The organism is Cribrihabitans pelagius (assembly GCF_048820915.1).
In the GTDB taxonomy this organism is placed as follows: domain Bacteria; phylum Pseudomonadota; class Alphaproteobacteria; order Rhodobacterales; family Rhodobacteraceae; genus Cribrihabitans_A; species Cribrihabitans_A pelagius.
Genome location: NZ_JBMERR010000007.1, coordinates 13,735 through 38,523 on the forward strand (window position 1 = coordinate 13,735; position 24,789 = coordinate 38,523).

Genomic DNA, 24,789 nt, shown 5'->3' on the forward strand with positions numbered 1-24,789 from the left:
TGGTCGATCAGTAATCCGAAACCAGCAGGTGCAGCGGAGCTTCGTCCTCCTCGACTTCGGCAAAGCGGCCGATCGGGGCCTCGAAGACATTGTCGGTGTCGTCATCGTTGACCGTCGACACCTCTCCGATCAGGCAGTCCCCGCCTTCAGCCCAGAATGCATGCCAGATGCCGGGCAGCAGGGTGACGCTTTCGCCCGGAGCCAGCCGCAGGCGGCCGCCAGCCTCCAGAGTCACATTGCATCCGTCGCAGGGCACGCTGACCTTCGACTGCCGGTCAATGCCGCCGTCCGCGCCGGGGGCATACAGCTCCACGATCAGATCGCCGCCGCCCCGGTTGATGATGTCTTCCGCCTTGACGTTGTGGCGGTGCATCGGGGAGAGCTGCTGCTCGCGCGAGATCATGATCTTCTCGGCGTAGAGCATGCCGCGGCCGGACGACAGCGTGTCCAGCGTCCCGTTGCGCGCGGTAAAGAGGAACAGGCCGAGCTCGTCGAAACGGCCCTCGCCGTAATCGGTGATGTCCCAGCCCAGCTTGCGCGCGCGGATCAGGTCGCCGTCCGGCCCGCGCAGCCGGTCCGGCTGCCAATAGGCAAAAGGCGGCAGGTGCACGCCAAGAGTGCGCATGAAGGCCTCGCCCTCACGCAGGATTTCGTTGACCTTGGATCTCTTCATAGCCCGGTAATATCCTTCAGTTCGTGGCGCCAGGGCGGGTTTGCCCCGGCGCGGGAAACGGTAACGGCAACAGCCCGTGCGCCAAAGGCGAGGCAGGCGGCCAGGTCCGAGTCTTCCGCCTCTTCCAGCGCGCCCGGAGTGAGCAGGCCCAACTCGCTGGCCTTGACCAGGAAACCCGCATTGAAGGTGTCGCCCGCGCCCACGGTGTCCGCGACTTCTGCGGGATGCGCGACAGCTTCGGTCAGCCGGCCATCCCGCCGGAAACCGGCCACGCCGCTGGCGCCGCGGGTCAGTACCGCCAGGCCCGGGCCGATGTCGAGGATCCTGGCGATCTTGTCCTGCAGCGTTGCCGCCTCCGGGAAGATCCAGTCCAGATCTTCTTCCGACACCTTGACGATTGACGCCAAGGAAATGATGCGCTCCAGGCGGTCCCTGTAGGCGTCCGGCGCGCGGATGAAACCGGGCCGGATGTTGGGGGCCACCATCACGGGCAGGCGGGCGGCGTGGCGTTCGGCAAGCTCCAGCAGCACGTCCGCGGCCGGTGCGTGGCACAGGCTGATTCCGCCGAAGAACAGGCAGTTCACTTCATCGCCGATGTCCCGCAGGTCCTGCGCGCGGATCCCGCGCAGGGCGGAGTTTTCGTCGTAGAACGTATACGCGGCCTGGCCGTCATTCATGTGCAGGACGGCAATGGTCGACGGGCGGCTGGTGGTCACGCAATAGGAGGTGTCCACGAGGCTGGCTGTCAGTTCGGCCGCAAGCTGTCGGCCAAACCGGTCCGCCGAAAGGCCCGTCAGCATGCCGGCCGACACGCCGAGGCGGCCAAGTGCAATGGCGGTGTTGAACACCGAGCCGCCGCTATAGGGGACGTAGGCTTCTTGGCCCCCCCCCCCCCGGGTCTGCCGGGGGATCATGTCGATCAGGGCTTCTCCGCAGCACAGGATCATACCGGCTCTCCCCGATACTCGATACCGGCCGCCAGTTCCGCAGATTCGATCCGGGCCGCGTTTGCAAGGTCGTTGCCTTCCGCGCGGGCCGTGGCGGCCTGCGCATCGAGCCCGTGCGACAGCCAGCGGGTGACCAGGCGCCGCCGCAATTCCGAAATGTCAACCTTGACGCGAATGGCCAGGTCCCAGTTCTGTGCAAGGTTGCGCCAGCCGGCTTCATCGAAAAGGAGATAGTTCCCTTCTACAAGTACAATATTATGCTCCGGCCCGACCCGGCCCGCGCCGGCAATGGCGATGTCGCGGGGGCGGTCGAATACCGGGTAGAAGACCTCCTCTTCCTGTGTCAGCGCCGGCAGCAGGCGGGCTAACCCGCCGAGGTCGAAGGTCTCCGGCGCGCCTTTACGCGCCAGAAGGCCGCGCTTGGAGAGGATTTCGTTGTCGAGGTGAAAACCGTCCATCGGCACCACCGCGGTGCGGTGTCCCTGCTGGCTCAGCGCGTCGGCGGCCGCCTGCGCCAGGGTCGACTTGCCGCTGCCCGGCGCCCCGGAAACGGCCACCAGCCGCCGCCGCCCGGCGGGGGCGGCCGCGGTGATGGCCGCGGCCAATGCGCCGATGTCCGACAGCGTTGTGGTCATGCGCCTGCGAGGTCCTCTTCCGGTGCCTTGGCGCCGGTCATGTAGGCCACCGCGTCCGACATCGAGTGTTCCTTGGGGTTGAGCACACACAGCCGCCGGCCCAGCCGGTGCACGTGGATGCGGTCCGCCACTTCGAAGACATGCGGCATGTTGTGGCTGATCAGGATGATCGGAATGCCGCGCGACTTCACGTCCTGGATCAGCTCCAGCACCCGGCGGGATTCCTTGACGCCAAGGGCCGCCGTGGGCTCGTCCAGGATGATCACCTTGGAGCCAAAGGCCGCCGCGCGGGCCACCGCGACGCCCTGCCGCTGCCCGCCGGAGAGCGTCTCGACTGCCTGGTTGATGTTCTGGATCGTCATCAGCCCCAGCTCGGTGAGCTTCTCCCGCGCGACGCGGGCCATTTCGGCCTTGTCGAGCTGGCGCAGGTATTTGCCCCGCCAGCCCGGCTTCCTGAGTTCGCGGCCCATGAACATGTTGTCGGCAATCGACAGCGCAGGCGACATGGCGAGGGTCTGGTAGACAGTTTCGATGCCTTCCTCGCGGGCATCGAGCGGCGAGGAGAACCGCACCTTGCGCCCCTCCAGCCAGACCTCTCCGCCGTCCGGCGCCACCGCGCCGGAGACCGCCTTGATGAGCGTGGACTTACCGGCGCCGTTGTCGCCGATGACGGCCAGGATTTCCCCGGGCATCAGGTCGAAATCGCAATGATCCAGCGCAGTGACCTTGCCGTAGCGTTTGACCAGGTTGCGGGCTTTGAGAATGGGTTCCATCAGACCGATACCTTTCTGATCCATTGATCCACGGCAACAGCGGCGATGATCAGCAGGCCGATCAGCAGATAGGTCCACTGCGCGTCCGCCCCCATCAGGCGCAGGCCGAGGGAGAAGACGCCGACGATCAGCGCGCCAAAGAAAGTGCCCAGGATCGAGCCGCGGCCGCCGAACAGGGAGATGCCGCCGATCACCACCGCGGTGATGCTTTCGATATTGGCGAGCTGCCCGGACGTGGGCGATACCGAGCCGATACGCCCAATCATCGCCCAGCCGGCAAAGGCGCAGATCAGCCCCGACAGCATGTAGACCGAAATCAGCGTGCGCTTGACCTTGACACCGGACAACTCAGCCGCCTCCGGGTCATCGCCCACCGCATAGACATGGCGCCCCCAGGCGGTATGGCGCAGCACATAGGCGAGCAGCAGCACCAGGAGCACCATGAAGATCACGCCGTAGGTGAAGATCGCGCCGCCAATCCGCACTTTCTCACCGAACAGCTGCAGAAGCGGTGCCTGTTCGGCGATCTCCTGGCTGCGGATGGTCTCATTCGCGGAATAGAGGAAGTTGGTCGCCAGCACGATCTGCCACATGCCGAGCGTCACGATGAAGGGCGGCAACTTGATCCGTGCGACCAGCCAGCCGTTGATGAAGCCGCAGAGCGTACCGCAGGCCAGGCCGCAGATGATGGCAACCGAAGGCGGCAGCCCGTAGCGGAAGGTGAACTGCCCCATCACCACCGAGCTCAGCACCATGATGGCCCCCACCGACAGGTCGATGCCCGCGGTCAGGATCACCAGCGACTGGGCACAGGCGACGATGCCGACAATACCGACCTGCTGCAGGATCAAGGTCAGCGCGAAAGGCGAGAAGAACTTCGAGCCGAGCAGCAGCCCGAAGACGATCAGCGACAGCGTCAGCACGATCAGCGGCACCAGCGAGGGTGTCACGTGCAGAAGGTGCTGGAACTTCGAGAGGAAAGATGCGGACCTTTCGTCGAACTCGGCGACGGCCTGCGGGCTGTTTGCGGCCGCGGCCTCGAAGTCCTGCGGAGTGGTGGTCATGGGAAGCCTCCGTTCGCCCGGTGAGCGCGATGGGCTCCGGGCCGGGGAGGGGCAGGCGCGGCGCCCGCCCCTCTGTTGGTTCAGGTGTTACGGGAACGCAAGCCGGGCGGGGTCAGCCCCAGCACAGCTCGGTGCCTTTTTCCGTGTCGATCGATTCCACGCCATCGGCCGGCTGGTCGGTCACCAGCGCCACACCGGTGTCGAAGAACTCCTTGCCTTCGGATGGCTGCGGTTTCTCTCCGGTTTCGGCCCAGGCCTTGATCGCTTCGATGCCGAGCGCGGCCATGTCGAGCGGATACTGCTGCGACGTGGCGCCGATCACACCGTCCTTCACATTCTGCACCCCGGGGCAGCCGCCGTCGACCGAAACGATCAGCACGTCGTTTTCCCGGCCGATCGCCTTCAGCGCCTCATAGGCGCCGGCCGCGGCGGGCTCGTTGATGGTGTAGACCACGTTGATCATCGGGTCGGCGGCCAGCAGGTTTTCCATGGCGCGGCGGCCGCCTTCCTCGTTGCCGGCGGTGATGTCATGGCCGACGATGCGGGGGTCCGTCTCGTCGCCCCATTTGTTCGGATCGCCCAGATCTATGCCGAAGCCCTGCAAAAAGCCCTGATCGCGCAGCACTCCGACGGAGGGCTGACTGACAGCCAGGTCAAGCATCGCGATCTTCGCATTTGCGGCCTCCTCGCCCAGGGTGGCAGCGGCCCATTTGCCGATCAGCTCGCCCGCGACGAAGTTGTCGGTGGCAAAGGTGGCATCGGCTGCGTCGATCGGCTCAAGCGGCGTGTCGAGCGCAATCACCACGAGCCCGGCATCACGCGCCTGCTGCACGGCAGGCACGATCGAGCTGGTGTCCGAAGCGGTCAGCAGGATGCCCTTGGCGCCATCCGCGATGCAGGTCTCGATTGCCGCGACCTGCGTTTCGTGGTCGCCGTCGACCTTGCCCGCAAAGGATTTCAGCGTCATGCCAAGCTCTTCGGCTTTCGCCTCGGCGCCTTCCTTCATCTTCACGAAGAAGGGGTTGGTGTCGGTCTTGGTGATCAGGCACGCGGAGATATCCTCGGCCTGGGCCATTCCGGCCATTCCGGTCAGTCCGACGGCGGCACCCAGCATCAGTTGTTTCATCTTGTCCTCCCTACATCGGTTGTTTTCTGCGCATTGCGCCCGAATGCAGGCAGGAAAACCCGAATCATACCGTTGCGTCAATAATTAAATAAACTTGATTTATTAATGCGCGAAAGCCATTGTTCTCCCACCCCCGGATCTGTTTAAGGCTGTGGCATGGCAATCGACAAAGTCAGAACCCTGAGCAGCGGTGTGAACCAGAGCGGCGTGCGCGCTTATAACGAGCGCCTGCTGCTCTCGACCCTCCTGCGCCACGGCGCGCTGCCGGGCAGTGAGATCGCGCGCCGCACCAAACTGTCGCCGCAGACGGCCTCGGTGATCCTGCGCAAACTGGAAAGCGACGGGCTGCTGATCCGCGGCGAAAGCGTGAAAGGCAGGGTCGGCAAGCCCTCGGTGCCGATGACCATCAACCCGGACGGGCTGTTTTCCTACGGGCTGAAGATCGGCCGCCGCAGCGCCGACCTGCTGCTGATGGATTTCACCGGCGGCATCCGCAGCCAGCTGCAGCTGCGTTATGCCTATCCGATGCCGGAACCGGTCTTTGACTTTGTCCGGGAGGGCATGCGGGAGATCGAGGGCGCCTTGCCGCCGGAAAGCGTGAAGCGGATCTGCGGCATCGGCGTCGCCGCGCCCTTCGAGCTGTGGAGCTGGCACCGGCAGGCCAAGGCACCGGAGGCGGACTTCCGGGTCTGGAAGGACACCAGCGTTGCGGATGAGATCGCGCGCTTTTCAGCGCTGCCGGTCTTCCCGGTCAATGACGCCACTGCCGCCTGCCGGGCCGAGCATACCTTTGGCCGGGGCAAGGAATTCCGCGACTACGTCTATTTCTTCGTCGGCGCTTTCATCGGCGGCGGGGTGGTTCTGAACCACTCGGTCTACGAAGGGGTGCGCGGCAATGCCGGCGCCCTGGGCCCGATGACCGTCCAGGGGTCACAGGGCCCGCAGCAGCTCCTGGATGTCGCGTCACTGCACGTGCTGGAAAGCCGGCTGCACGCGGCCGGGCTGGAGCGCGAAAGGCTCTGGCGCCTGCCGCTCGACTGGTCCGGGTTCGAGGCGCAGTCCGGCGCCTGGCTGGAGGAGGCGGCATCGGCGCTGGCGCAGGCCAGCCTCGCCGCCTGTGCGGTGATCGATTTTGAAGCCGTGCTCATCGACGGCGCTCTGCCTGCGGAGTTCAGGGCGCGTCTGGCTGGCAGCGTGCGGCAGGAGATCGCAAAACTCGACGCCCGCGGGCTGATCCGCCCGGCCGTTGCGGAAGGGCAGACCGGCGCCAATGCCCGGCCTATCGGAGCCGCCAGCGGGCCGTTGTTCGCGCAGTTCCTGCTCGACACCCATACTGGCCCGGGCGAAGTCTACCAGGCGCCCTGAAGCGGCACACCTGCGGCTCGATTCGGTTGCCGTCCCAGGCAAAGCAATGGCCGCTGTCTTCTGGTGTCAGTGCGCCGATCACATCCAGCATCCAGTCGGCGGAACATGGCGGCGTGAACAGCTTTCCCCCAGCTCCGCCGTGCTGGAACCGGCGCGACAGTGTGCTGTCGGAGGTACCGGGGTGCAGGCCCGCGACGATCGCCCCGGGGTTGCTGCGGGCGGTTTCGATCGCGGTGCTGCGCAGGATCATGTTCAGCGCCGCCTTGGAGGCGCGATGGGAATACCAGCCGCCAAGCTGGTTGTCCGAGTTGCTGCTCACGCGCGTGGAGATCGTTGCAAAGACCGCGCGGCAGGAGTGGAAGGAAGTATTTGGCCAGCAACGCCCGCGCCACCGTGATAGCGAAATTATCAGTCACCAGCTTCAGCGCTTAAATCGCACAGGGATTTTTCCGGCATGAGACCGTCCTGAGGCAGGATGCTGCCCGCGGCGATCACCCGATGGGCGGGCCCCTCTTCGGCGGCAGCCATGGCCGCAACTTCGAGCGAGGTTTCGTCCAGGTAATCCACCTGCAGCGCCCGGACCTGCGGCGTGGCGGGGGGGCTGTGCGCGCTCGCCGGGACCGTGAGGCGTCTGGGGAGATGTTCGACTTTCTGGCGCCGCGCTTGAAGGGTTTTGTGACCCGCTCCGGCGCGCGTCCCGTGTTGGCCGAGGAGATCGTGCAGGACGTGATGCTGACGTTCTGGCGCAAGGTAGCGATGTTCGATCCGCACAAACCGCAGGCGTCGGCTGGGATTTGCCAGATTGCGCACAGCCCTTGCTTGCCGCCCGCGGGGATCTGCAAGGGGATCTGCAGTGCGCCGGCCACCAGGCCGGTCTTCAGCGCCGCCCGCACCTCGCTGCCGCGGTCGCTCAGCAGCCAGCGGAAGGGCGAAACGCCGGAGATCAGAAAGCCCTCGGCCAACAAGCCGGTCAGCAGCATATGGGTGAAACTGCAGGGCATAGAGGGCTGAGGAGGATTTCCCGCCAGCGCGCGGGATGGCTCACGCCGCCGTTCGTTTCGAATCCCTGGGGCGTGTGCATCCAAGAGCTCGGCACGATGATCCAAAAGGCCGGCACGGTGGTCAAAGGCGCCCAGCCCGGTCGCCAGCGTGTGCAGCCACGGCCGCACGCGGGCAAAGCCGAACAGCATGATCCGCACGAACACGGCCTCCAGGCAGAAGGCGGTCTACACCTCCCGGGCCAGCAGCGGCCCGGCGATATTGCTGGCGGTCTCCATGGAGCCCGGCCAATGGGTGCCGGACTGGCACAGCATGGCGATGCCAGAGACCACTCGCACCGCAATGCTGAGCGCAAAGACCCTCACCCAGAAGCGGCAGGCCGCCATCCATTTTTCGCCTCCGTCCGGGAAAAGCGCAGCCGGAAGACTGGAAGCATCCATCCAACATAGTAGAGATGGCGGGACACAGGATGGGAAGAGAGATTTGGCCTCCGGCCTTTGCAAGAATGCGTGGCAATTTTCGCAGGCACCCGTTCAGCGGTGCGGGTCCGGGGCCCGATGAGCCGCGCTCAGGGCAGGAAAGCAGGGCTGTGGCTGCTCGCCAGAAGCTCCTGCACCAGCGGGTTGGGGAACCGCCGCCGCAGGGTGATGGCATAGAAGGTTTCGCGGATGCGCGGGTGCTCCTCGGCCTCCAGCAGAAGGCCGGAGGCCAGCTCCCCCTTCACCACGATCGGCGCCACCAGCGCCAGCCCGATGTCCTCACGTGCGAGCAGCCGCATCATCGCCATGTCGTCCACCTCCGCCGCCACCTGCGGGCGCACCGACAGGCGGCTGGCCATCGCATCGAAGGCGGTGCGCAGCGCATTGTCGGAGGTGGGCAGGATAAAGGGCTGGGTCTCCAGGAGCGCTGTCAGCGGCAGAGCGGGGTCGAGCCGCCCGGGGCAGCCGACGATGCTGACCGCCTGTTCAGCGATGTGGTGGGTCTCATAAGGGGTGAGGCTGTCGCTTGGCGGCGGCCGGTTCATCAGCACCAGGTCGAGGTTCAGCGTCTCCAGCCCTTCAAGTAGCTCGGCCGGGCTGCCGGAGCGCAGGATCACCTCCACATCCAGCCGCGCCAGGATCGGCCGCAGGAAAGCGATCTGGAAGTTGCGCGACAGGGTGGCCTGGGCGCCGACGCGCAGCGCCTTGCGGCCCTGGCCTGCCTCCTGCAGCGTGGCGACCAGCTCCTGCCCAGCGGCAAAGATTGCATCCGCATGGTCGAGCGCGATGCGGCCCGCCTCAGTCAGGTGCAGCTGCCGGCCGCGCCGCTCGAACAGCGCGTGGCCCAGCCGCTCCTCCAGCTGTTTGATCTGCACCGACAGGGCCGATTGCGACAGATTCAGCCGCGCCGCCGTGCGGGTCAGATTGCCATCGTGGGCGACGGCCCAAAAATAGCGCAGGTGGTGATAGTTCAGCGGCATAACATTTAGATAATAGAACGATAAGGCGCGAACAATGAATTTTATTTACCGCTGCCCACCTCGTACCTCTCCCACAAAGGGCCGCGGCCTGTCACGATAAGGGGAAACGCATCATGTTCTATTTGTTCCTGCCATTGCTCGGCCCGCTGATCCTGCTGGCAGCGGCGTTCCACGCCAGCCGCCACCCGGGGCCGCGTCCGGGCCGAGTGCCGCAGCTTGCGGAACAGGCGGCGCTGGCCGCTTCCGGCGTCGCCGTGGCCGCCGCGGCGCTGCTGGCTGTGAACGGCCCCGGCACCTCGCCGCTGATCCGGGCGCTGGGCGTCGGGCTCTCGGTGCGGCTCGATGCGGTGAGCGCCACCATGCTGGTGCTGGTGAGCTTCATCGGCTGGATCGTCTTGCGTTATTCGGCCACCTGCATGGATGGTGAGCCGCGGCAGGGGGCGTTCACGGCCTGGATGGCGGGCACGCTGGCGTCGGTGCTTCTGCTGGTGAGTGCGGGCAACCTGATTCAGCTGCTCGTGGCCTGGGCGGCGACTAGCCTCGCGCTGAACCGGCTCTTGCTGTTTTACCCGGAACGCGCCACCGCCCGGCGGGCAGCGCGCAAGAAGGCCGTGGTCTCGCGTCTGGCCGAAGGGGCGCTGGGGGCCGCGGCGGCGGTGCTGATTGCGCTGCACGGCACCACCGACATCGCCGCCATCCTTGCCGCGGTGGAGCCCGGCGCGCTCACCATCGCGGCGGCGCTGCTGCTGGCGCTGGCGGCGGCTCTGGCCTCGGCGCAATTCCCGGTGCATGGCTGGCTGACCGAAGTGATGGAGGCGCCGGCGCCCGTCTCCGCCCTGCTGCACGCGGGCGTGATCAACGCCGGGGGGTTCCTCTTGATCCGCTTTGCCGACGTGATGCTGGCCGCGCCCGGGGTGATGGCGCTCTTGGTCATGCTGGGCGGGTTCACCGCGCTGTTCGGCGGTCTGGTGATGCTGACCCAGCCCGCGGTAAAGACCTCGCTCGCCTGGTCCACCATCGCGCAGATGGCATTTATGGTGATGCAATGCGGCTTGGCGCTGTTCCCGCTGGCGCTGCTGCACATCGTGGCGCATTCGCTCTACAAGGCGCACGCTTTCCTCAGCGCAGGCGAAGCCGTGCGCAACGTCGCGGCGATCCGGCGCCCCGGTCCGGTTGCGGTGCCGAGCGCGCGCAACGTGCTGCAGGCCTTTGGCGCGGCCATCGCGATCTACGTGCTGATCGGCGCGCTGTCCGGCTTTGACGGCAAATCGGTGCAGACGATTGCGCTGGGCGTGATCCTGATCTTCGGGGTGGCATACCTTCTGGAGCAGGGCTTTGCCGATGCCGCACCGGGCGCGCTGACCCGCCGCACGGTGATCTATGCCGCGGCGGTCTCGGCCAGCTACTTCCTGCTGCAGGCGGCAGCACAGCATCTCACTGCCGGCACGTTGCCGGCGGCCCCTGCACCGGGGCCGCTGGAGTGGGCGCTGATCATCCTAGCCTTGCAGAGCTTTGGCGTCACCGCCGTCGCGCAGGCCACCTTCCCGCTCTGGGCCACGCATCCGGCTGCCGCCGGCCTCCGGGTGCACCTGTCCAACGGTCTTTATGCAAACGCGGTCTTCGACAAGCTGCTGGGCGGCCGGTCGAAGCAAGAAGCTGCCTGAAGGGAGCTCCCACATGTTCATGAAACTTGAAACCTATCCCGCCGCGCTCCTGGAACTGGCTGCCGAGGCCAACAGCGCCGCCAAGGCGATCCCGCCACTTTTCCCGCTGTCAGCCAGTGTCGCGGTGAACCCCTTCCTCGGCCAGACTGGCGAGCCGCTGGCCGTAACCTCCGCGCGGCTGGCGCGGGTGGCGGGCAGCCGGGTCACACCGGAGCGCAAGTATTGGGCCGCGAAGATCGCCGCGGGCGAGATCCTGGACGAGGATCTGCGCGCAGCACTCGCCGCGGTGGATGGCCCTTTCGGCAAACCCAGCCTGGAGCAGGTGAAGGCCGCGCTCGACGGTGAGGGCGCCGCACCCGCTGCGCTGCCCACGGTGGCTGAGCTGGCGGCAGACGTCTCCGGCATCGACTGGCCGGGGCTGATCGATGAGCGCATTGGCCACTGGGCCGCGAGCCATTTCGACCAGGGCCAGGCGCTCTGGCAACCGAGCCGGGCGGGCGGCGCCTTCAACGCCTGGCGCGAGTTCGCCATGCGCGACCTGACGCCGGAAATCCGTGGGCTGACCGGCTTTGCCGCCTTCGTCGCAGACACAAACCGCTCGCACTGGCGTGTGATCGGCCGCGCGAGCGAGGCACTGGGCGTCAGCTCGGCGGCCGCGGGCACGCTGTTTCACCGCTGGCTCTGCACTCTCGGCGGCTGGGCGAAATACGCGCGCTGTCTCTTGTGGCAGGCCGAGCTCGAGGGCGGCCGCGACAACACGGTGACCGAGCTGCTGGCGATCCGCATGGTCTTTGACGAGGCGCTGCTCGGGCTCTACCACGATCAGATCGCGGAGCGCTGGCAGGAGGTGGCCGCCGCACATGAGGCGCCGGTCACTCCGGGCCGTGCCGAGGTGATCGGTGCGGTGCTGCAGGAAGCCGCCGAGCGCGCCCAGCAGCGCGAGCTCGCGGCCATGCTGACCGAGGCCGCGCCGCGCAAGCGTGAGGGCCGCCCGGAGGTGCAGGCCGCCTTCTGCATCGACGTGCGCTCAGAGGTGTTCCGCCGGGCCCTGGAGGCGCAGGACGCAAGGGTAGAGACCATCGGATTTGCCGGTTTCTTCGGCCTCGCCAGCGCCCACAAGGCAGCCGGTTCCGACGTGACCGAGGCACGCGGGCCGGTGCTGCTGAAGGCCGGTGTGCGGTCCGAGGCTGCCGAGCCCGAACAGGCAGGCCTCGACCGCCGCTATGCGGCACGGGCCAAGCGGGCCTGGGGGCGGTTCAAGCTGGCGGCGGTTTCCTCCTTTGCCTTTGTGGAGGCGACTGGCCCGGTCTATGCGGGCAAGCTGTTGCGCGATGCGCTGGCGACGGACGGCGCGCAGAAGGCCGCCGGCCCGGCGCCGCAGCTGGACCCGTCGATCGGGCTTGCGGCGCGCATCATCATGGCCAGGAACGTGCTGGGCGCGATGTCGCTTACCGGCAATTTCGTACGGGTGGTGATGCTGGCCGGGCATGGCGCGGATGTAACCAACAACCCGCATGAAAGCGCGCTGCATTGCGGAGCGTGCGGCGGCTATGCGGGCGACGTGAACGCACGGCTTCTGGCCGGCCTACTGAACGATGCGGAGGTGCGCGCCGGGCTGCGCGAACACGGAATTGGTATCCCCTTGGACACCGTGTTCCTGCCCGCTATGCACCACACCACGACGGACCGGGTCACTCTGTATGAGCAGGACCTGCCCAACGGGCCGTGGAATGCGGATATCGCAAAGCTCCGCGGCTGGCTGGAGGCGGCGGGCCGCCTGGCCCGGGCCGAGCGGGCGGGCCGCCTGCCGCGCGCCGGGGGCGAAGCGGATGTCCTGCGCCGCGCCCGGGACTGGGCCGAGCTGCGCCCGGAATGGGGCCTTGTCGGCTGCCGCGCTTTCATCGCCGCCCCGCGCCGGCGCACCGAAGGCACGGCGCTGGCCGGTCAGTCCTTCCTGCACAGCTATGACTGGCGCGGTGACGAGGGTTTTGGCGTGCTGGAGCTGATCCTGACCGCGCCGGTGGTGGTGGCGAGCTGGATCAGCCTGCAATACTACGGCTCGACTGTGGCACCTGCGCTGTTCGGCGGCGGCAACAAGCTGTTGCACAACGTGGCGGGCGGCATCGGCGTGCTGGAGGGCAACGGCGGCGCGTTGCGGCCCGGCCTGCCGTGGCAGTCGGTGCATGACGGCACCGGGCTGCAGCACGATCCGCTGCGCCTCACGGTGGTGATCGAGGCACCGCGCGAAGCGATGAGCGAAATTCTCGCCCGCCACCCGGAGGTGAAAGCGCTGTTCGATAACCGCTGGCTGCACCTTCTGGCGATGGATGATGCGGGCCGGCTGGCCTGGCGCTATGACCGCGATCTGCGCTGGGTGCCGGCAGGGGATCAAAAGGAGGAACCCGCGCTCGCCGCCGAATAGCCGCCTGCCGGGTACCCCGCCAGGCCGGGGCTTGACCGCCCGGGGCCTGCCGCCGGGCAGGCCCGGGGTATTCTTTGCGGCGGTCGGGGCCCGGCCGGTCCGCCTCTGGCTGGCGCGAGTTGGCCCTTGTTTTGGCGCAGTCCGCGTCAGCATCCGCAAGGCAAGTGTCTGGTCTCAAGGCTTTTGGTGGTACAGTCTCCAGGCCGCGGACGGCACCGCACCAGATGTGCTGTCCCGGACTGCGAGGGGGAACGTTTTGAAACAGATACTGCTGATCCACACCGGCGGCACCATTGGCATGGCCGAAACGCCGGACGGCTTTGCGCCGCTTCAGGGCGTGGTGGAAGCCGCGGTGCGGCAGCTCACGGCCGCAGGCACGGTGGGAGCCAGCATTGATATCGAGACGCTGGAGCCGCTGATCGACAGCGCCGAGGCAACGCCCGGGGACTGGGACCGCATTGCCCAGTCCATCTTTGCCGCCCGGGACCGCTATGACGGTTTTGCCGTCACCCATGGCACCGACACGCTCGCCTATACTGCCGCCGCGCTTTGCCTGGCGCTGGAGGGGTTGGGCAGGCCGGTCGTTGTCACTGGCGCCATGCTGCCGCTCATAGTCGCGGGCAGCGACGGGGCGCGCAATCTCAGCGATGCGCTGGGTGCCGCCGCCAGCGCTCCGGCCGGGGTCTGGGTGCAGTTCGCGGGCAAGCTCCTGCACGGGGCGCGGGTGCGGAAGTCGCATTCCAGCGCGCTCGATTCCTTTGCCGCCGGGCAGAGCACGGCGCCGCCGCTGGTTCCGGCCGCAGAGCCTGCCTTGCAGCGCACCGCGGGCCACCGGGTGGGCGTGTTCTCGGTCACGCCGGGGCTGTGGGCCGGGCTTCTGGACCATGCCGCAGCGCATTGCGGCGGGCTGGTGCTGCGCTGCTACGGGTCAGGTACTGCGCCGGATCTTCCGGAGCTGCGCGCCGCGCTGGAGCGCGCCCGTGCGCGCGCGGTGCCGGTAATCGCGGTCAGCCAGTGCCCCGAGGGCGGTATGCGGCTGGGCACCTATGCGGCGGGCAAGGTGCTGCGTGACAGCGGCGTTATTGACGGCCGCGACATCACCCCCGAGATGGCCTATGTGAAGATGCATTTCGCGCTGGCCCGCGCCGCGGATTTCGAGGCCCGGCAGCTCTACCTGCAAACCTGCCTCTGCGGCGAGCTGACGGCGGCGTCCTAGCTCAGCGGCGCCTCGATCAGGTAGCCATTTCCGCGCATCCCGGTGGCCAGCATGCTGCGGATCTCTTCCGGGATATGCGCGTCATCCGGCCGGTACAGCGCGCACATCCGCATCGATTTCATCAGATCGACGCGGTTGCCAAGGTACTGGAGCACGATCTGCGTCGCCGCTGGCGGGCGCGGCGCGCGGGCGGCGACGCCGGAAACCACGCCACTCAGCAGCCGGATGCGGTTGTTGTAGCTGGGGTAGAGGATGATCTGCATCACCTCGTTGCGGGTCAGCGTCTCCATCACCGTCATGAAGATCCGGTCGCCCAGCGTGAAGCAGGCGCCTTCGTATTTGCAGGTGAACTTGCGGGCGCCGGGGAAGCCGACGCTTTCCACGCTCTTCACGTTGATCCCGTTCGGTGTGCGGTAAAGCCGCGTCAGCGACCGCAGAACCAGCCCGGGATGCGACATCGAGTTGTAATAGGTGAAGTAATAGCCCGTATAGGCGTCGAGCCGGGACCGCGAGGCCGTGCGGATATCCTCGGCAATGGCGGAAACCACATCGGTCTGCGCCCTGACACCAGATTCGCTCGGCTTCAGCCGCACCACCTCAGCAAACTGGCCGTGCGGCAGCAAGAGCTCGGATTCCTCGACCCCGAAGAAATCGCACATCCGCCGCATCAGCCGCAGCGACGGGAAGCTGGTGCCGTTGAGATAGCGGTTGAACTGCGAGCGGTTGACGCCCAGCCGCCGGCAGACCTCGGCGACGGATTTGTGGTAGCTGCACAGGAGGCGCAGATTTTGCGGCAGGTCGCGCGACATTTGGGGAACTTTCGCTAGTTGATGCGGTTGTTGTTACAAGTCGCCCAATCCGGCTTCAAGTTTGTGAATTCAGAATTCCGGCCGCGCTGCCTAGGTTGCGCCGCACCGGCGCGGGCAGTTCCCCGCCGCAGAAGGAGTCATATTATGGAGTTTGTCGAAGGAATTTTCGGCTTGATCGGCGACCTGACCTGGGGCTGGTCGCTGATCCCGATCCTGGTCATTTTCGGCGTTTTCATCACCCTGGCCACCGGCTTTGTGCAGTTCCAGTTCTTCGGGCGCATGTTCCGCGTGCTGCGGAGCGATGCCAATTCGGACGACCCCGGCCAAATCTCCGCCCGCGAAGCGCTGCTGCTTTCGGTCGGCGGCCGGGTCGGCGGCGGAAATATCGCCGGGGTGGCGGTTGCCATCACTCTGGGCGGTCCCGGTGCGGTGTTCTGGATGTGGGCGGTCGCGCTGGTCGGCATGGCGACCAGTCTGGTCGAATGCTCGTTGGCGCAGCTGTTCAAGCGCCGGGAGGGCGGGAACGACTTCCGCGGCGGCCCGGCCCGCTCGATCATCCACGGGCTGGGGATTGAGTACAAATGGCTGGCAGTGGTCTATGCCATCTGCCTGATCGCAGCCTTCGGCCTCGGCTTCAATGCCTTCCAGGGCAATACCGTTGCCGGTGCCGTGCAGGACAGCCTGGGCGTAGACCGGCTGTGGACCGGCGCAGTTCTGTCCATCGTGGCGGGCGTTGTCATCTTTGGCGGTATCCACCGGATTGCCAAAGTGGCGGATGTCGTGGTGCCGGTGATGGCAATCGGCTACATCCTGATGGCGCTGGTGGTGATCCTGTTGAACCTCACCGAACTGCCCGGCGTGCTGATTTCCATCGTCAAGAATGCCTTCGGGCTGGAGCAGGCCGTCGGCGGCGGCATGGGGGCTGCGATTGCGCAAGGCCTGCGGCGCGGGCTGTTCTCCAACGAGGCAGGGCTCGGCTCCGCCCCGAATGTCGCCGCAACTGCCGATGTGCGCCACCCGATCAGCCAGGGCATCACCCAGGCGTTTTCGGTCTTCATCGACACCATCCTGATCTGCTCCTGTACCGCTTTCGTGATCCTTCTGGGCGATGTCTACCAGCCGGGTGCGGAGGGCACTGACGGCGTCGCGCTGACGCAGCAGTCGATGGTCTATCACCTGGGGGACTGGGCGCAGTACTTCTTGACCGGGGCGATCCTGCTGTTTGCCTTCTCCTCGATCACGTACAACTACTACCTGGGCGAGAACGCGCTGACCGTGCTGACACAGCATCCAATGTCGCTGGTCCTGTTCCGTGTGGCGATCATGGGCATTGTCTTCCTGGGCGCGACCGCACCGGGTGCGACGGCAGTGTTCTTCTTCTCCGATCCGATGATGGGCATCCTGGCGCTGGTGAACCTGCTGGCAATCATGATGCTGTTCCCCGTGGCGATGCGCCTCTTGCGCGATTTCCGGGCGCAGCTGAAGGCGGGGGTGGCCCGCCCGGTGCTGGATCCGGACAACTACGCCGATCTGGACATCGACCGGAGCGCGTGGAAGCCGGTGGCGAAGCAGGGCAGCGAGGCGGCGTGAGGCGCTGAGGTGAAATCGGGGCGTGCCGCTGCGGCGGCGCGCACCCAGGCGGCTGCGGCTCAGGCAGGCGGCTTGCTGAGCGGCGGGAAGGGGCTCAGCCCCGCGCGCGCCACCCAAGTGTCGATGGCATCGCGCAGGGTCTCGCCCTCGGCCGCGACACCGTGCAGGCGGACGCGCCAGCGCCGCGCTGTGCCGGGGCAGATGTCGATGCCGCCGCCCATGGTCCGGAATTGCATCGCGCGCGGGATGCCGCGCATCTCGGCCAGGACCATCCAATCCTTGTGAGCTTGCCAGGAGCACGTCTGGGACATCTGCATCTATCCGGACTCTTGCATTGAACTGGGGAATGGTGCGCCGCGCTCCGTCGCCGAAGCTTGCAGGGCAGGGCTCATTTGGGCAATTGCGGCAGCGGCGGCAGATCGGCGGAGTAGACCCGGTAGCGGCCGCCCTTGCCGCCACGCAGCGGGCCCAGCGGCACCACGTTGGTAAAGCCCGATGATTTCGCCAGCCGCGCCACCGGCGGCGGTGACAGGAACACGAACCGCTCGGCCCCCTGCTCCAGCAGAAAGCGGTGCAGCCGCTGCAGGACCAGCTGGCCCATACCGGGGTCGCCGTTTGAGACAAAGCGGGTCAGCTCCCAGACCTTGTCGTCGCAGGGCGGCGGCGCATCGCAGAGATCCTGCGGCAATCCAGGCAGCAGGCCGCGCACAGCGTCGCGCACCATATAGGTCATTTGCGTGCGGTCCGGGTCCGCCCCGCCGCGGTCGGTGCGCAGCAGCCGCGCGCCGGCAAAGACTTCGCGGGTTACCGGGTCGCAGGCCACCACATAGTGGCTGTCGAGATGGTCGTACTGGTCGAGATCGCTGCGGCAGGAAAGCCAGACCCGCCAGTTGAGCTCCTCGGCGAACACCCGGCGGCGCAGGTCCATCAGGGAATCGAGCACATCCTGACAAGGGCTTCTGAGCGCCTTCGGCAGCCGCACGGGCGCAAATTGCACAACCATGGTCTCCGCCTGTCCGATCGTCCCGGGACGCCTGAGTGTGCTATTGCCCTGCATCTTCTGCCTCCGCCTGTTGCCGCGGCGCCAAATCGCCGCTTTATACAGCTACAGGTAGTTTTCCCTTTGTCCAGACGTATCGTTATGCGATAGCTTAATTCAAACCATGGTTGCTTGCGATGCAACTTTGGTTGGGGAGCCTGCAACTTCGGTCGCAGGGTTTGCAACCTGGGTTGCGCAGGGAGGTCCGGCGCAGCTGGACAAGAACAAACGGGGACGGACAGGGGCAGCCGTGACGGAAACAATCATCACATCGAACCCGCCGGCCGGGGGCGCCAACAGCACGAAGATCGCCAATGCCTTTGCCGGCTGCCGGGCGGCCATCAACCAGGTCAGCACCGCGGGCTACACGCTGATGGTCAATTTCTCGATCATGGGATACGAACATTTCGAATGCTCCTTCCACGAGAAATGGAAGGAGGAATACGATGGCGGAAACTACTTCCTGCACGATCCCGTTTTCCAATGGGCCTTGCTGAACGAGGGCGCGATCCGCTGGTCTGAAGTGGCGCTGCCCGACCCGGTGGAGATCCTGGAGAAGTCGAAACGCTACGGGCTGGCCTTTGGTGCCGCGTTTTCCTACCAGACTGGCAGCAAGCGTTCGATGGTGTTCCTGTCCCGCCACGACCGGGAAGTCACGAGTGACGAGATGCAGGGCCTGAATGCCGCCGTTACCAGCTTTTTCAACAGCTTGCTGCCGCCGCCCAGTCTGTCGGCAAAAGAGCTCGAGATGCTGCGGCTGCACGTGCAGAAGGAACTGACCTACGAGCAGATCGCAAACCATGTCGGGCTGTCGCTGTCCGCGGTCAAAAGCAGCTTTTTGCGGATGCGGCAGAAGTTCGGCTGCAAGTCCACTGCGCGGCTCGGCTATCTGGCGAAGGAGCGCAACCTGTTCGGAGTGGAGCCGCCGCTGCCCGGGTAGGCGCGGGGCTGGCGCTCCGGATGATCCGGCCTGCCTGCGGCGCTAGCTTGCCGCGGCCAGCTTGTCCTCCAGCGCGCGGGTGCAGCGTTGCAGCTCGCGTTCCAGCTGCTGTTGCAGGGGCGGCGCGGCAGCGAGCCGGGCCTGCTGGCCGAGGGCTTCCAGTTGTTCGGCCAGGGCGGCGACGGCGGATGCGCTCACCACCTTGGCGGAGCCCTTCAGCGTGTGGGCGGCGCGGCGCAGCTCCGCAGCGTCGCCTGCGGTGCGGGCGGTCTCGATTGCATCGGCCAGCCCGGGCGCCTGGGTCAGGAACAGCGCAGCCATCTCCCGCAGGAGCGCTTCGTCGCCAAGCCGCCCCAGCGCGTCCTGCCAGTCCACTGGCGCGGTCTCTCGCTCCGCGGTCTGCACCTCCTCCGCCGCGGCTGCGGCTGCGTCCTCTCCGGCACCGGCCAGCAGCGCGAGGCCGACGAGTCCGGCCTGGTCCGGGGCGGCGGCGACGGCCTGCAGCAGGTCCTCGCCGCGGAAGGGTTTGCCCAGAAAGCCGTTCATCCCGGCGGCGGCGCAGCGGGCGCGGTCAGCCGGGGTGACGCTGGCGGTGCAGGCGATGATCGGCACCGGGGGGCGGCCGTCTGCCTGTTCGCGGGCGCGGATCTCCCGGGCGGCGGCGACGCCATCCAGAACCGGCATGTGCATGTCCATCAGCACCACGTCATAACGGGTCCCTGCCGCCATATCCGCTGCCGCGCGGCCGTTTTCGGCAAGGTCGACCCGGTGCCCCTGCCGGCTCAGCAGGTCCATCGCCACCCTCTGGTTCACCACGCCGTCCTCGGCCAGCAGGATGTGCAGCGGCGGCGGGCCGGTCTCCGGTTCAGCCCTCGGAGCGGTGCGGCTGGGCCTGGCGGGGATCTGGCCGGGCCCGGCGGCGTCCAGGATGGCGTTCAGCAGGTCCGATTGCTTGACCGGTTTGACCAAGAGGCGGCGGATCTCCAGCCTGCGCAGCCGCGCCTCGCCGTCCGGGTAGCCGGCCGAGGACATCATCAGGATGCACATTCCATCCAGCGCCGGGCGGCTGCGGATCTGTTCCGCCAGCATCAGCCCGTCGGTTTCCGGCATCATCAGGTCGAGCAGCGCCAGCCGCGGCGCGCCGCCTTTCGCCGCCAGCGCATCGAGCCGCGCCAAAGCGCCGACGGCGTCCTCGCTCAGCACCACTTCCATGCCCCAGCTCTCCAGAACCTCCGCCAGAATGCGGCGGTTGGTGGCGTTGTCGTCGGTCACCAGGACCGTCATCCCCTCCAGCTCCCGCGGCACGGCGGCGCGCGGCAGGTCATCCTCGCTGGCGCGTCCCAGCCGCACCGCGAAGGAGAACACGCTGCCCTGGCCGGGGGCGCTTTTCAGCCGCATCCCGCCGCCCATCTTGCGCGCCAGCCGGGCCGAGATCGCCAGCCCCAGCCCGGTGCCGCCATATCGCCGGGTGGTGGAGGCATCGGCCTGGCCGAAGGCCTCGAATATGCGCTCCTGCTGCGCGGCCGGGATGCCGATGCCGGTGTCGCGCACCTCAAACTCCAGCGTCACGTGATCTGGGTCCTGGTCCGCCAGGCGGGTGTAGACGATGACCTCGCCGGCTTCAGTAAACTTGATCGCATTGCCGACCAGGTTGACGATGATCTGGCGCAGCCGCGTCGGGTCGCCCATCAGGCGGTCGGGCACTTCGGGCGGGATGTGGTGCGCCAGCTCCAGCCCTTTTTCGGCCGCCCGCATCGCCAGAGTGTGCAGTGTATCGCCCAGAAGGTCGCGCAGGCGGAAGGGGGCGGTCTCCAGCTCCAGCCGCCCCGCCTCGATCTTGGAGAAGTCGAGGATGTCGTTGATCAGCGCCAGCAGCGTGTCGCCCGCCTGCATGATGATCTGCGCGTATTCGCGCTGCTGCGGTGTGAGCTTCGTGCCGCAGAGCAGCTCGGCCATGCCGATCACCCCGTTCAGCGGCGTGCGGATCTCGTGGCTCATGTTGGCAAGGAACTGGCTCTTTGCGGTGCTCGCCTGCAGCGCCGCGTCGCGGGCTTTTTTGAGTTCCGCATGAGAGCGGCGCAGCTCCTCTGTGCGCTGGTTCAGCTCGGCGGTGCGCCCGGCCACCATTTCTTCCAGCCGGGTGCGGTGCTTCTGCAGCTCGGTGATGTCGGTATAGGCGCAGACGGTGCCGCCATCGCGGGTCTTGTGTTCGCTGATCATAATCCAGCGTCCGTCCGTCGTCGCCGCTGTTATCGGCTTGCCCGGATTGCGGTGAATGGCCAGGCGGGACTCCAAGAACTCGTCGTCGCTCAATTCCGCCGGCCGGAGGAGACCGCCGCCAGCCCGAAGCGCTGACGATATCACTTCGTGGAACGTCATCCCCGGCTCCAGCTTTTCCCCCGGCGGGTAGAATTTTTCCCGGAAGACCGAATTGAACAGGACCAGCCTGTCGTCGGCGTCATAAAGGACAAAGCCCTCTTCGACTGACTCGATCGCATCCACCAGCTGTGTCCTGGCATATTCGGCCCGGGCACGCGCCTCTTGCACCTCTGCTTCGGCGCGCTGCCGGGCAACCACAATACCCAGCTGCACGCCGATCTGCGCCATCATCTCCATCAGCGCGGGGTCCTTCTCCTCGACCTGGTCCGAGAAGAACTCCAGCACCGCCACCACCTGGCCGTCATGGGTCACCGGAAAGCCCGCGGCGGTGCGGACGCCGATATCGGCGCCCTGTTGCGCGCGCGGGAAGTTGGGATCGCGGGTGACATCGGGAATCCAGGCCAGGCGGCCGCTTTTATAGACCCGCCCGGGCAGCCCGGTGCCGGGGGCAAAGCGGGTGACCGCGGTGACCCGGCGCAGGGCGGCAAAGGCGTCCGGATCCGGCAGCTGCCAGATGCCGGAAGGATGCAACTCGCCCGAAGCTGGGTCGTAGAGGTAGACATGCCCGGCGGGCCACCCGGTGTGGCGGCAGATCTCGGTCAGCGCCGCTTGCAGCGCGTCGTCCTGCCCCGCGGCCTCGTTGGCGGCGCGGGTGATCGCCTGGTTGCAGCGCAGCCGCGCCGCGTGTTCGCGCAGCGCGGCCTCGGCACGGCTGCGCTCGGCGATCTGACGGCTGAGCGAGATGAGGAAGGCCGCAAGCAGGCCGGTCACCGCCAGCCCGCCCGCCAGCGCCACGGTGGCGCCCGACAGCCACTGCCAGGGCGGCGCGGGCTGAGCGGGCAGGGCGATCAGGAAGAGATCGCGGCTGCGGAAGCGGATACCGGCGCTGTGACTGACCGGCGCTGCGGCCAGCAGGGCCTCCGCATCCGGATTTTCCCCCTCCGCCGCTGCCGGAACCGGCGCCGCACCCGCCATGTAGGCGCCGCTGGTGCCGTCGAACAGATGCAGCGCGATACCGTCCCGGGAAAACTGCTGCTGCACGGCGGCCAGGATGCCGCTGACCTGCAGAACCACGGCGACCACGCCTTGCGGGTCCGCCTCGACCACGCCCTCGCGGCCGAAATGGAGGCCGACGACAGCGATGCGCGCCTGCCCTGGCGGCAGACCCGGCAGCGGGAGCAATCCGCTGGCGGCGGTGCCACGGCTTCCTTTGGCGGCGGCAATCGCCTCCATCGCCACCGGTTGAGAGGCGAGGTCGTAGCCCAGCGTTCCGGCGGCGCTGGCCACGGCGGATTGGGCAAAGAACACGGGATAATGCAGGCCGCGCGGCTGCACGTCCCGGGGGCTGCCATCCGGGGCGGTCTCGAAGATGGTGAAGGCCTCCCCGCGCTGAGCGGTGCCGAGGTTTTCCCAATAGCCCAGCAGATTGTTCTGCACCGCCGGGGCATAAAGCGCGAGATCGACGTTGGGCTGGCTCTCCAGGAAGGGGCGGGAGAAGGTGGCGAACTCGCGCCGCTCGACCGAGCGCGAGCTGGCAAAGAAACCATGCAGCGCATCCAGCGCCGAGGCGCCCTGCAACAGCTGCCGTTCCACCGCTTCGACCTGGCGCGCGGCCATGCGGGCAAATTCCGCTGCCCGGGTTTCGCGCGCTTCCTTCAGCAGCGCCAGCCACACTACCAGCGTCAGCGCTAGGCTCAGGAGCGCAACGGTGCCGATCACCCAGCCCCGGCCGCGCAGCAGTATGCGTTCTGCCAGCGCAGTCCGGGGCGGTGCGGCGGTATGTGGCGCCTTCTGCATCCGTCCCGCCTTTCCATCCCCGCATCATGCGCACGTGCGATATGGGTCCCAGCCATGCCCGGCCGGCGCGGCCTGGGCACGGCCTGGGGGCCTCAGGGGAACAATCCGCGCAGGAGCTTTGCGTCGGTCACCCGCTGCACCCCTTCCACCAGCGCCGCGGTGCGCATGTCGAGCCCGCCGCGCGCCGCCCGTGCCACCGTGCGTTCGAAGGCGTTCAGCATGATCTCCCGCAGGCGGCGGTTGATCTCCTCCAGCCGCCAGGTGAGGTTCTGGGTGCCCTGCACCCATTCGAAATATGACACGGTCACGCCGCCGGCATTGCCCAGGATGTCGGGCAGGATGGTGATGCCCCTTTCGTTCAGGATTTCATCCGCTTCCAGCGAAGTCGGCCCGTTGGCGCCCTCGGCCAGGATCCGGCATTGGATGCGGTCCGCATTGGCGGCGGTCACCTGGTTCTGCAGCGCGGCCAGCGCCAGCACGTCGCATTTGGTCTCCAGGAGCTCGGCATTGGTGATCGCCTCGCCGCCGGTGAACCCTTTCAGCACCCGGTTCTCCGCGACGTGCTCCATGAGAGCCTGCACCGGCAGGCCCTTGGGATTGAAGAGCCCGGTGGAGACATCGCTGACCGCGATGATGCGGGCGCCTGCCTCTTCAAGGAACTTGGCGGTGTAGCTGCCGACGTTGCCGAAGCCCTGCACAACCGCGCTCGCGCCCTGAAGGTCCAGGCCGCTGTGTTTTGCCGCCGCCTCAACCATGTAGACGAGGCCGCGGCCGGTGGCCTCGCGGCGGCCGAGCGAGCCGCCCAGCACCACCGGCTTGCCGGTGACCACCGTGGGCACGGTGTAGCCCGCCTGCTGGCTGTAGGTGTCCATCATCCAGGCCATCACCTGCTCGTTGGTGCCCATATCGGGGGCAGGGATGTCCTTGTCGGGGCCAATGATGTCGATGATTTCGGTGGTGTAGCGCCGGGTCAGCCGCTGCAGCTCGTGCCGTGACAAGCCTGTTGGATCGACCCGCACCCCGCCCTTGGCACCGCCGAAGGGCAGGTGCATCAGCGCGCATTTCCAGGTCATCCAGGTGGCCAGTGCTGCCACTTCGCCCAGGTCCACGTCCTCGTGGTAGCGCACCCCGCCCTTGGTCGGCCCCATCGTCAGCACATGCTGCACCCGGTAGCCGAACACCGTTTCCACCTGGGTGCGGTCGTCGCGGAAGAAGGGGAAGGAAACCACCTGCGTGCGCTGCGGGAACAGCAGGCGCTGGCGGATGTTGTCGTCCAGCTCCATGATCTGCGCCGCCTTCAGGAACTGCTGCTGCGCGAGGCGGAACATCGGCGAGTCCCATTCCGCGGTGCGCGCCCGGGCGCGGGCCAGGGTGTAGCGGATCGCCCGGTCCAGCGAGACCGCGTTGAGATCGGATTTCACCAGGTAATCGCTGGCGCCGGCCTCCACCGCGCTGGCGGCGAGCTTGAGGTCATCGACCGCAGTCAGCACCACCACCGGCGTCTCGGGCGCCGCGGCGCGGACCCGGAACAGGGTTTCCAGGTCGCGGCTGTCGGGCAGCACCAGGTCGAGAAGCACCAGATCCACTCCGCCGGCACCCAGGCAGGACAGCCCCTCGGCCAGGCTCGCCGCGGTCTGCAGCGCGCAGTCGAGCTGCGGCGCGCCTTCGATCAGGCGTTCGACAAGCTTTGCGTGCAGCGGGTTGTCCTCAACCAGGAGGAGGCGGACAGGCGGGCCGGCCATGCTGTGTCCTTTCAGCAGTCAAAACGGCGGCAAACGGCCTCCCCATGCTGATACAGATTGCCGCCGCAGTCACCTTTACCGGCGCTTGATCGCCAAGATGTGATCACGGATGGCGCGGGGGCCGCGCTGGCAGCGCGCACTAGCGCAGCG

At 67.2% G+C, this 24,789-nt stretch carries 20 protein-coding genes and 2 pseudogenes; 8 read left to right on the forward strand and 14 right to left on the reverse strand.

The genetic code is table 11. The features are described from left to right. Positions 1–7: 7 nt before the first annotated feature. The 6 genes from ACOHX0_RS07740 to ACOHX0_RS07765 form a co-directional block, all read right to left on the reverse strand. Complete coding sequence (locus tag ACOHX0_RS07740) at positions 8–673, reverse strand: D-lyxose/D-mannose family sugar isomerase (RefSeq protein ID WP_420676110.1); 666 nt, start codon at positions 671–673, stop codon at positions 8–10. After that, positions 670–1,620: a carbohydrate kinase family protein gene (locus ACOHX0_RS07745; protein ID WP_420676111.1), complete on the reverse strand. Its 951-nt coding sequence runs from the start codon at positions 1,618–1,620 to the stop codon at positions 670–672. The genes ACOHX0_RS07740 and ACOHX0_RS07745 overlap by 4 nt, the downstream gene beginning before the upstream one ends. Next, positions 1,617–2,255, reverse strand: a complete 639-nt coding sequence (locus ACOHX0_RS07750; RefSeq protein WP_420676112.1) for a nucleoside/nucleotide kinase family protein — start codon at positions 2,253–2,255, stop codon at positions 1,617–1,619. The genes ACOHX0_RS07745 and ACOHX0_RS07750 overlap by 4 nt, the downstream gene beginning before the upstream one ends. Next, complete coding sequence (locus ACOHX0_RS07755; protein WP_420676113.1) at positions 2,252–3,028, reverse strand: ATP-binding cassette domain-containing protein; 777 nt, start codon at positions 3,026–3,028, stop codon at positions 2,252–2,254. The genes ACOHX0_RS07750 and ACOHX0_RS07755 overlap by 4 nt, the downstream gene beginning before the upstream one ends. Continuing rightward, positions 3,028–4,092 (reverse strand): ABC transporter permease, encoded by a 1,065-nt coding sequence (locus tag ACOHX0_RS07760; protein ID WP_420676114.1) that lies wholly within the window; start codon positions 4,090–4,092, stop codon positions 3,028–3,030. Before ACOHX0_RS07760 ends, ACOHX0_RS07755 begins: the two co-directional genes overlap by 1 nt. Before the next feature lie 112 nt (positions 4,093–4,204). After that, positions 4,205–5,218 carry a sugar ABC transporter substrate-binding protein gene (locus ACOHX0_RS07765; protein WP_420676115.1) on the reverse strand — a complete coding sequence of 338 codons (1,014 nt, stop codon included), beginning with the start codon at positions 5,216–5,218 and terminating at the stop codon, positions 4,205–4,207. Positions 5,219–5,374: 156 nt separating this feature from the next. On the opposite strand from ACOHX0_RS07765, the gene ACOHX0_RS07770 reads away from it, so the two are divergent. The 3 genes and pseudogenes from ACOHX0_RS07770 to ACOHX0_RS07780 form a co-directional block, all read left to right on the forward strand. After that, on the forward strand, positions 5,375–6,583 hold the full coding sequence (locus ACOHX0_RS07770; RefSeq protein WP_420676116.1) for an ROK family transcriptional regulator: 1,209 nt from the start codon (positions 5,375–5,377) through the stop codon (positions 6,581–6,583). 113 nt (positions 6,584–6,696) lie between these two features. Continuing rightward, on the forward strand, positions 6,697–7,041 hold the full coding sequence (locus tag ACOHX0_RS07775; RefSeq protein WP_420676117.1) for a hypothetical protein: 345 nt from the start codon (positions 6,697–6,699) through the stop codon (positions 7,039–7,041). Between the two features lie 181 nt (positions 7,042–7,222). Further along, positions 7,223–7,309, forward strand: a pseudogene (locus ACOHX0_RS07780) (sigma-70 family RNA polymerase sigma factor); the annotation flags it as partial. Positions 7,310–7,443: 134 nt separating this feature from the next. On the opposite strand, the pseudogene ACOHX0_RS07785 reads toward ACOHX0_RS07780, so the two are convergent. The 3 genes and pseudogenes from ACOHX0_RS07785 to ACOHX0_RS07795 all read right to left on the reverse strand — a co-directional run. Further along, positions 7,444–7,773: pseudogene (locus ACOHX0_RS07785) on the reverse strand (cytochrome ubiquinol oxidase subunit I); the annotation flags it as partial. Positions 7,774–7,809: 36 nt separating this feature from the next. Continuing rightward, complete coding sequence (locus ACOHX0_RS07790) at positions 7,810–7,968, reverse strand: cytochrome ubiquinol oxidase subunit I (protein ID WP_420676118.1); 159 nt, start codon at positions 7,966–7,968, stop codon at positions 7,810–7,812. Between the two features lie 182 nt (positions 7,969–8,150). After that, positions 8,151–9,041 (reverse strand): LysR family transcriptional regulator, encoded by an 891-nt coding sequence (locus ACOHX0_RS07795; protein WP_420676119.1) that lies wholly within the window; start codon positions 9,039–9,041, stop codon positions 8,151–8,153. Positions 9,042–9,154: 113 nt separating this feature from the next. Between ACOHX0_RS07795 and ACOHX0_RS07800 the strand changes: the two genes are divergently transcribed. The 3 genes from ACOHX0_RS07800 to ACOHX0_RS07810 all read left to right on the forward strand — a co-directional run bounded on the left by ACOHX0_RS07800 (position 9,155) and on the right by ACOHX0_RS07810 (position 14,343). Beyond that, positions 9,155–10,705 (forward strand): proton-conducting transporter transmembrane domain-containing protein, encoded by a 1,551-nt coding sequence (locus tag ACOHX0_RS07800; RefSeq protein ID WP_420676120.1) that lies wholly within the window; start codon positions 9,155–9,157, stop codon positions 10,703–10,705. 13 nt (positions 10,706–10,718) lie between these two features. Continuing rightward, positions 10,719–13,127: a YbcC family protein gene (locus ACOHX0_RS07805; protein WP_420676121.1), complete on the forward strand. Its 2,409-nt coding sequence runs from the start codon at positions 10,719–10,721 to the stop codon at positions 13,125–13,127. Positions 13,128–13,383: 256 nt separating this feature from the next. After that, positions 13,384–14,343, forward strand: coding sequence for an asparaginase (locus tag ACOHX0_RS07810; protein ID WP_420676122.1), 960 nt, complete (start codon positions 13,384–13,386; stop codon positions 14,341–14,343). Here ACOHX0_RS07810 and ACOHX0_RS07815 read toward each other — a convergent pair. Next, a complete protein-coding gene (locus ACOHX0_RS07815; protein ID WP_420676123.1) occupies positions 14,340–15,152 on the reverse strand; it encodes a helix-turn-helix domain-containing protein in 813 nt (270 codons plus the stop codon). The genes ACOHX0_RS07810 and ACOHX0_RS07815 overlap by 4 nt on opposite strands. Positions 15,153–15,296: 144 nt before the next feature. Here ACOHX0_RS07815 and ACOHX0_RS07820 point away from each other — a divergent pair, with 144 nt between their 5' ends. After that, on the forward strand, positions 15,297–16,742 hold the full coding sequence (locus tag ACOHX0_RS07820; RefSeq protein ID WP_420676124.1) for an alanine/glycine:cation symporter family protein: 1,446 nt from the start codon (positions 15,297–15,299) through the stop codon (positions 16,740–16,742). Between the two features lie 59 nt (positions 16,743–16,801). Here ACOHX0_RS07820 and ACOHX0_RS07825 read toward each other — a convergent pair whose 3' ends face one another. Together ACOHX0_RS07825 and ACOHX0_RS07830 are read right to left on the reverse strand one after the other, a co-directional pair. After that, entirely contained in the window at positions 16,802–17,053 is a 252-nt protein-coding gene (locus ACOHX0_RS07825; RefSeq protein WP_420676125.1) for a hypothetical protein, read from the reverse strand. Between the two features lie 77 nt (positions 17,054–17,130). Continuing rightward, the gene (locus ACOHX0_RS07830) at positions 17,131–17,745 is read right to left on the reverse strand and encodes an acyl-homoserine-lactone synthase (RefSeq protein WP_420676126.1); all 615 of its coding nucleotides are present in this window, start codon (positions 17,743–17,745) and stop codon (positions 17,131–17,133) included. Positions 17,746–18,031: 286 nt separating this feature from the next. Between ACOHX0_RS07830 and ACOHX0_RS07835 the strand changes: the two genes are divergently transcribed. After that, a complete protein-coding gene (locus tag ACOHX0_RS07835; protein ID WP_420676127.1) occupies positions 18,032–18,721 on the forward strand; it encodes an autoinducer binding domain-containing protein in 690 nt (229 codons plus the stop codon). A gap of 42 nt (positions 18,722–18,763) precedes the next feature. On the opposite strand, the gene ACOHX0_RS07840 is transcribed toward ACOHX0_RS07835, so the two are convergent. Together ACOHX0_RS07840 and ACOHX0_RS07845 are read right to left on the reverse strand one after the other, a co-directional pair. Next, positions 18,764–22,897, reverse strand: coding sequence for a response regulator (locus ACOHX0_RS07840; RefSeq protein WP_420676128.1), 4,134 nt, complete (start codon positions 22,895–22,897; stop codon positions 18,764–18,766). 92 nt (positions 22,898–22,989) lie between these two features. Then, positions 22,990–24,639: a Glu/Leu/Phe/Val dehydrogenase dimerization domain-containing protein gene (locus tag ACOHX0_RS07845; protein ID WP_420676129.1), complete on the reverse strand. Its 1,650-nt coding sequence runs from the start codon at positions 24,637–24,639 to the stop codon at positions 22,990–22,992. Positions 24,640–24,789: the final 150 nt, after the last annotated feature.

What these genes read in the sequence shown, in the direction of transcription:
- ACOHX0_RS07740 (WP_420676110.1), bottom strand. Translation starts at nt 673, where the DNA reads ATGAAGAGATCCAAGGTCAACGAAATCCTGCGTGAGGGCGAGGCCTTC.
- ACOHX0_RS07745 (WP_420676111.1), bottom strand. Translation starts at nt 1,620, where the DNA reads ATGATCCTGTGCTGCGGAGAAGCCCTGATCGACATGATCCCCCGGCAG.
- ACOHX0_RS07750 (WP_420676112.1), bottom strand. Translation starts at nt 2,255, where the DNA reads ATGACCACAACGCTGTCGGACATCGGCGCATTGGCCGCGGCCATCACC.
- ACOHX0_RS07755 (WP_420676113.1), bottom strand. Translation starts at nt 3,028, where the DNA reads ATGGAACCCATTCTCAAAGCCCGCAACCTGGTCAAACGCTACGGCAAG.
- ACOHX0_RS07760 (WP_420676114.1), bottom strand. Translation starts at nt 4,092, where the DNA reads ATGACCACCACTCCGCAGGACTTCGAGGCCGCGGCCGCAAACAGCCCG.
- ACOHX0_RS07765 (WP_420676115.1), bottom strand. Translation starts at nt 5,218, where the DNA reads ATGAAACAACTGATGCTGGGTGCCGCCGTCGGACTGACCGGAATGGCC.
- ACOHX0_RS07770 (WP_420676116.1), top strand. Translation starts at nt 5,375, where the DNA reads ATGGCAATCGACAAAGTCAGAACCCTGAGCAGCGGTGTGAACCAGAGC.
- ACOHX0_RS07790 (WP_420676118.1), bottom strand. Translation starts at nt 7,968, where the DNA reads ATGGCGGCCTGCCGCTTCTGGGTGAGGGTCTTTGCGCTCAGCATTGCG.
- ACOHX0_RS07795 (WP_420676119.1), bottom strand. Translation starts at nt 9,041, where the DNA reads ATGCCGCTGAACTATCACCACCTGCGCTATTTTTGGGCCGTCGCCCAC.
- ACOHX0_RS07800 (WP_420676120.1), top strand. Translation starts at nt 9,155, where the DNA reads ATGTTCTATTTGTTCCTGCCATTGCTCGGCCCGCTGATCCTGCTGGCA.
- ACOHX0_RS07805 (WP_420676121.1), top strand. Translation starts at nt 10,719, where the DNA reads ATGTTCATGAAACTTGAAACCTATCCCGCCGCGCTCCTGGAACTGGCT.
- ACOHX0_RS07815 (WP_420676123.1), bottom strand. Translation starts at nt 15,152, where the DNA reads ATGTCGCGCGACCTGCCGCAAAATCTGCGCCTCCTGTGCAGCTACCAC.
- ACOHX0_RS07820 (WP_420676124.1), top strand. Translation starts at nt 15,297, where the DNA reads ATGGAGTTTGTCGAAGGAATTTTCGGCTTGATCGGCGACCTGACCTGG.
- ACOHX0_RS07825 (WP_420676125.1), bottom strand. Translation starts at nt 17,053, where the DNA reads ATGTCCCAGACGTGCTCCTGGCAAGCTCACAAGGATTGGATGGTCCTG.
- ACOHX0_RS07830 (WP_420676126.1), bottom strand. Translation starts at nt 17,745, where the DNA reads ATGGTTGTGCAATTTGCGCCCGTGCGGCTGCCGAAGGCGCTCAGAAGC.
- ACOHX0_RS07840 (WP_420676128.1), bottom strand. Translation starts at nt 22,897, where the DNA reads ATGCAGAAGGCGCCACATACCGCCGCACCGCCCCGGACTGCGCTGGCA.
- ACOHX0_RS07845 (WP_420676129.1), bottom strand. Translation starts at nt 24,639, where the DNA reads ATGGCCGGCCCGCCTGTCCGCCTCCTCCTGGTTGAGGACAACCCGCTG.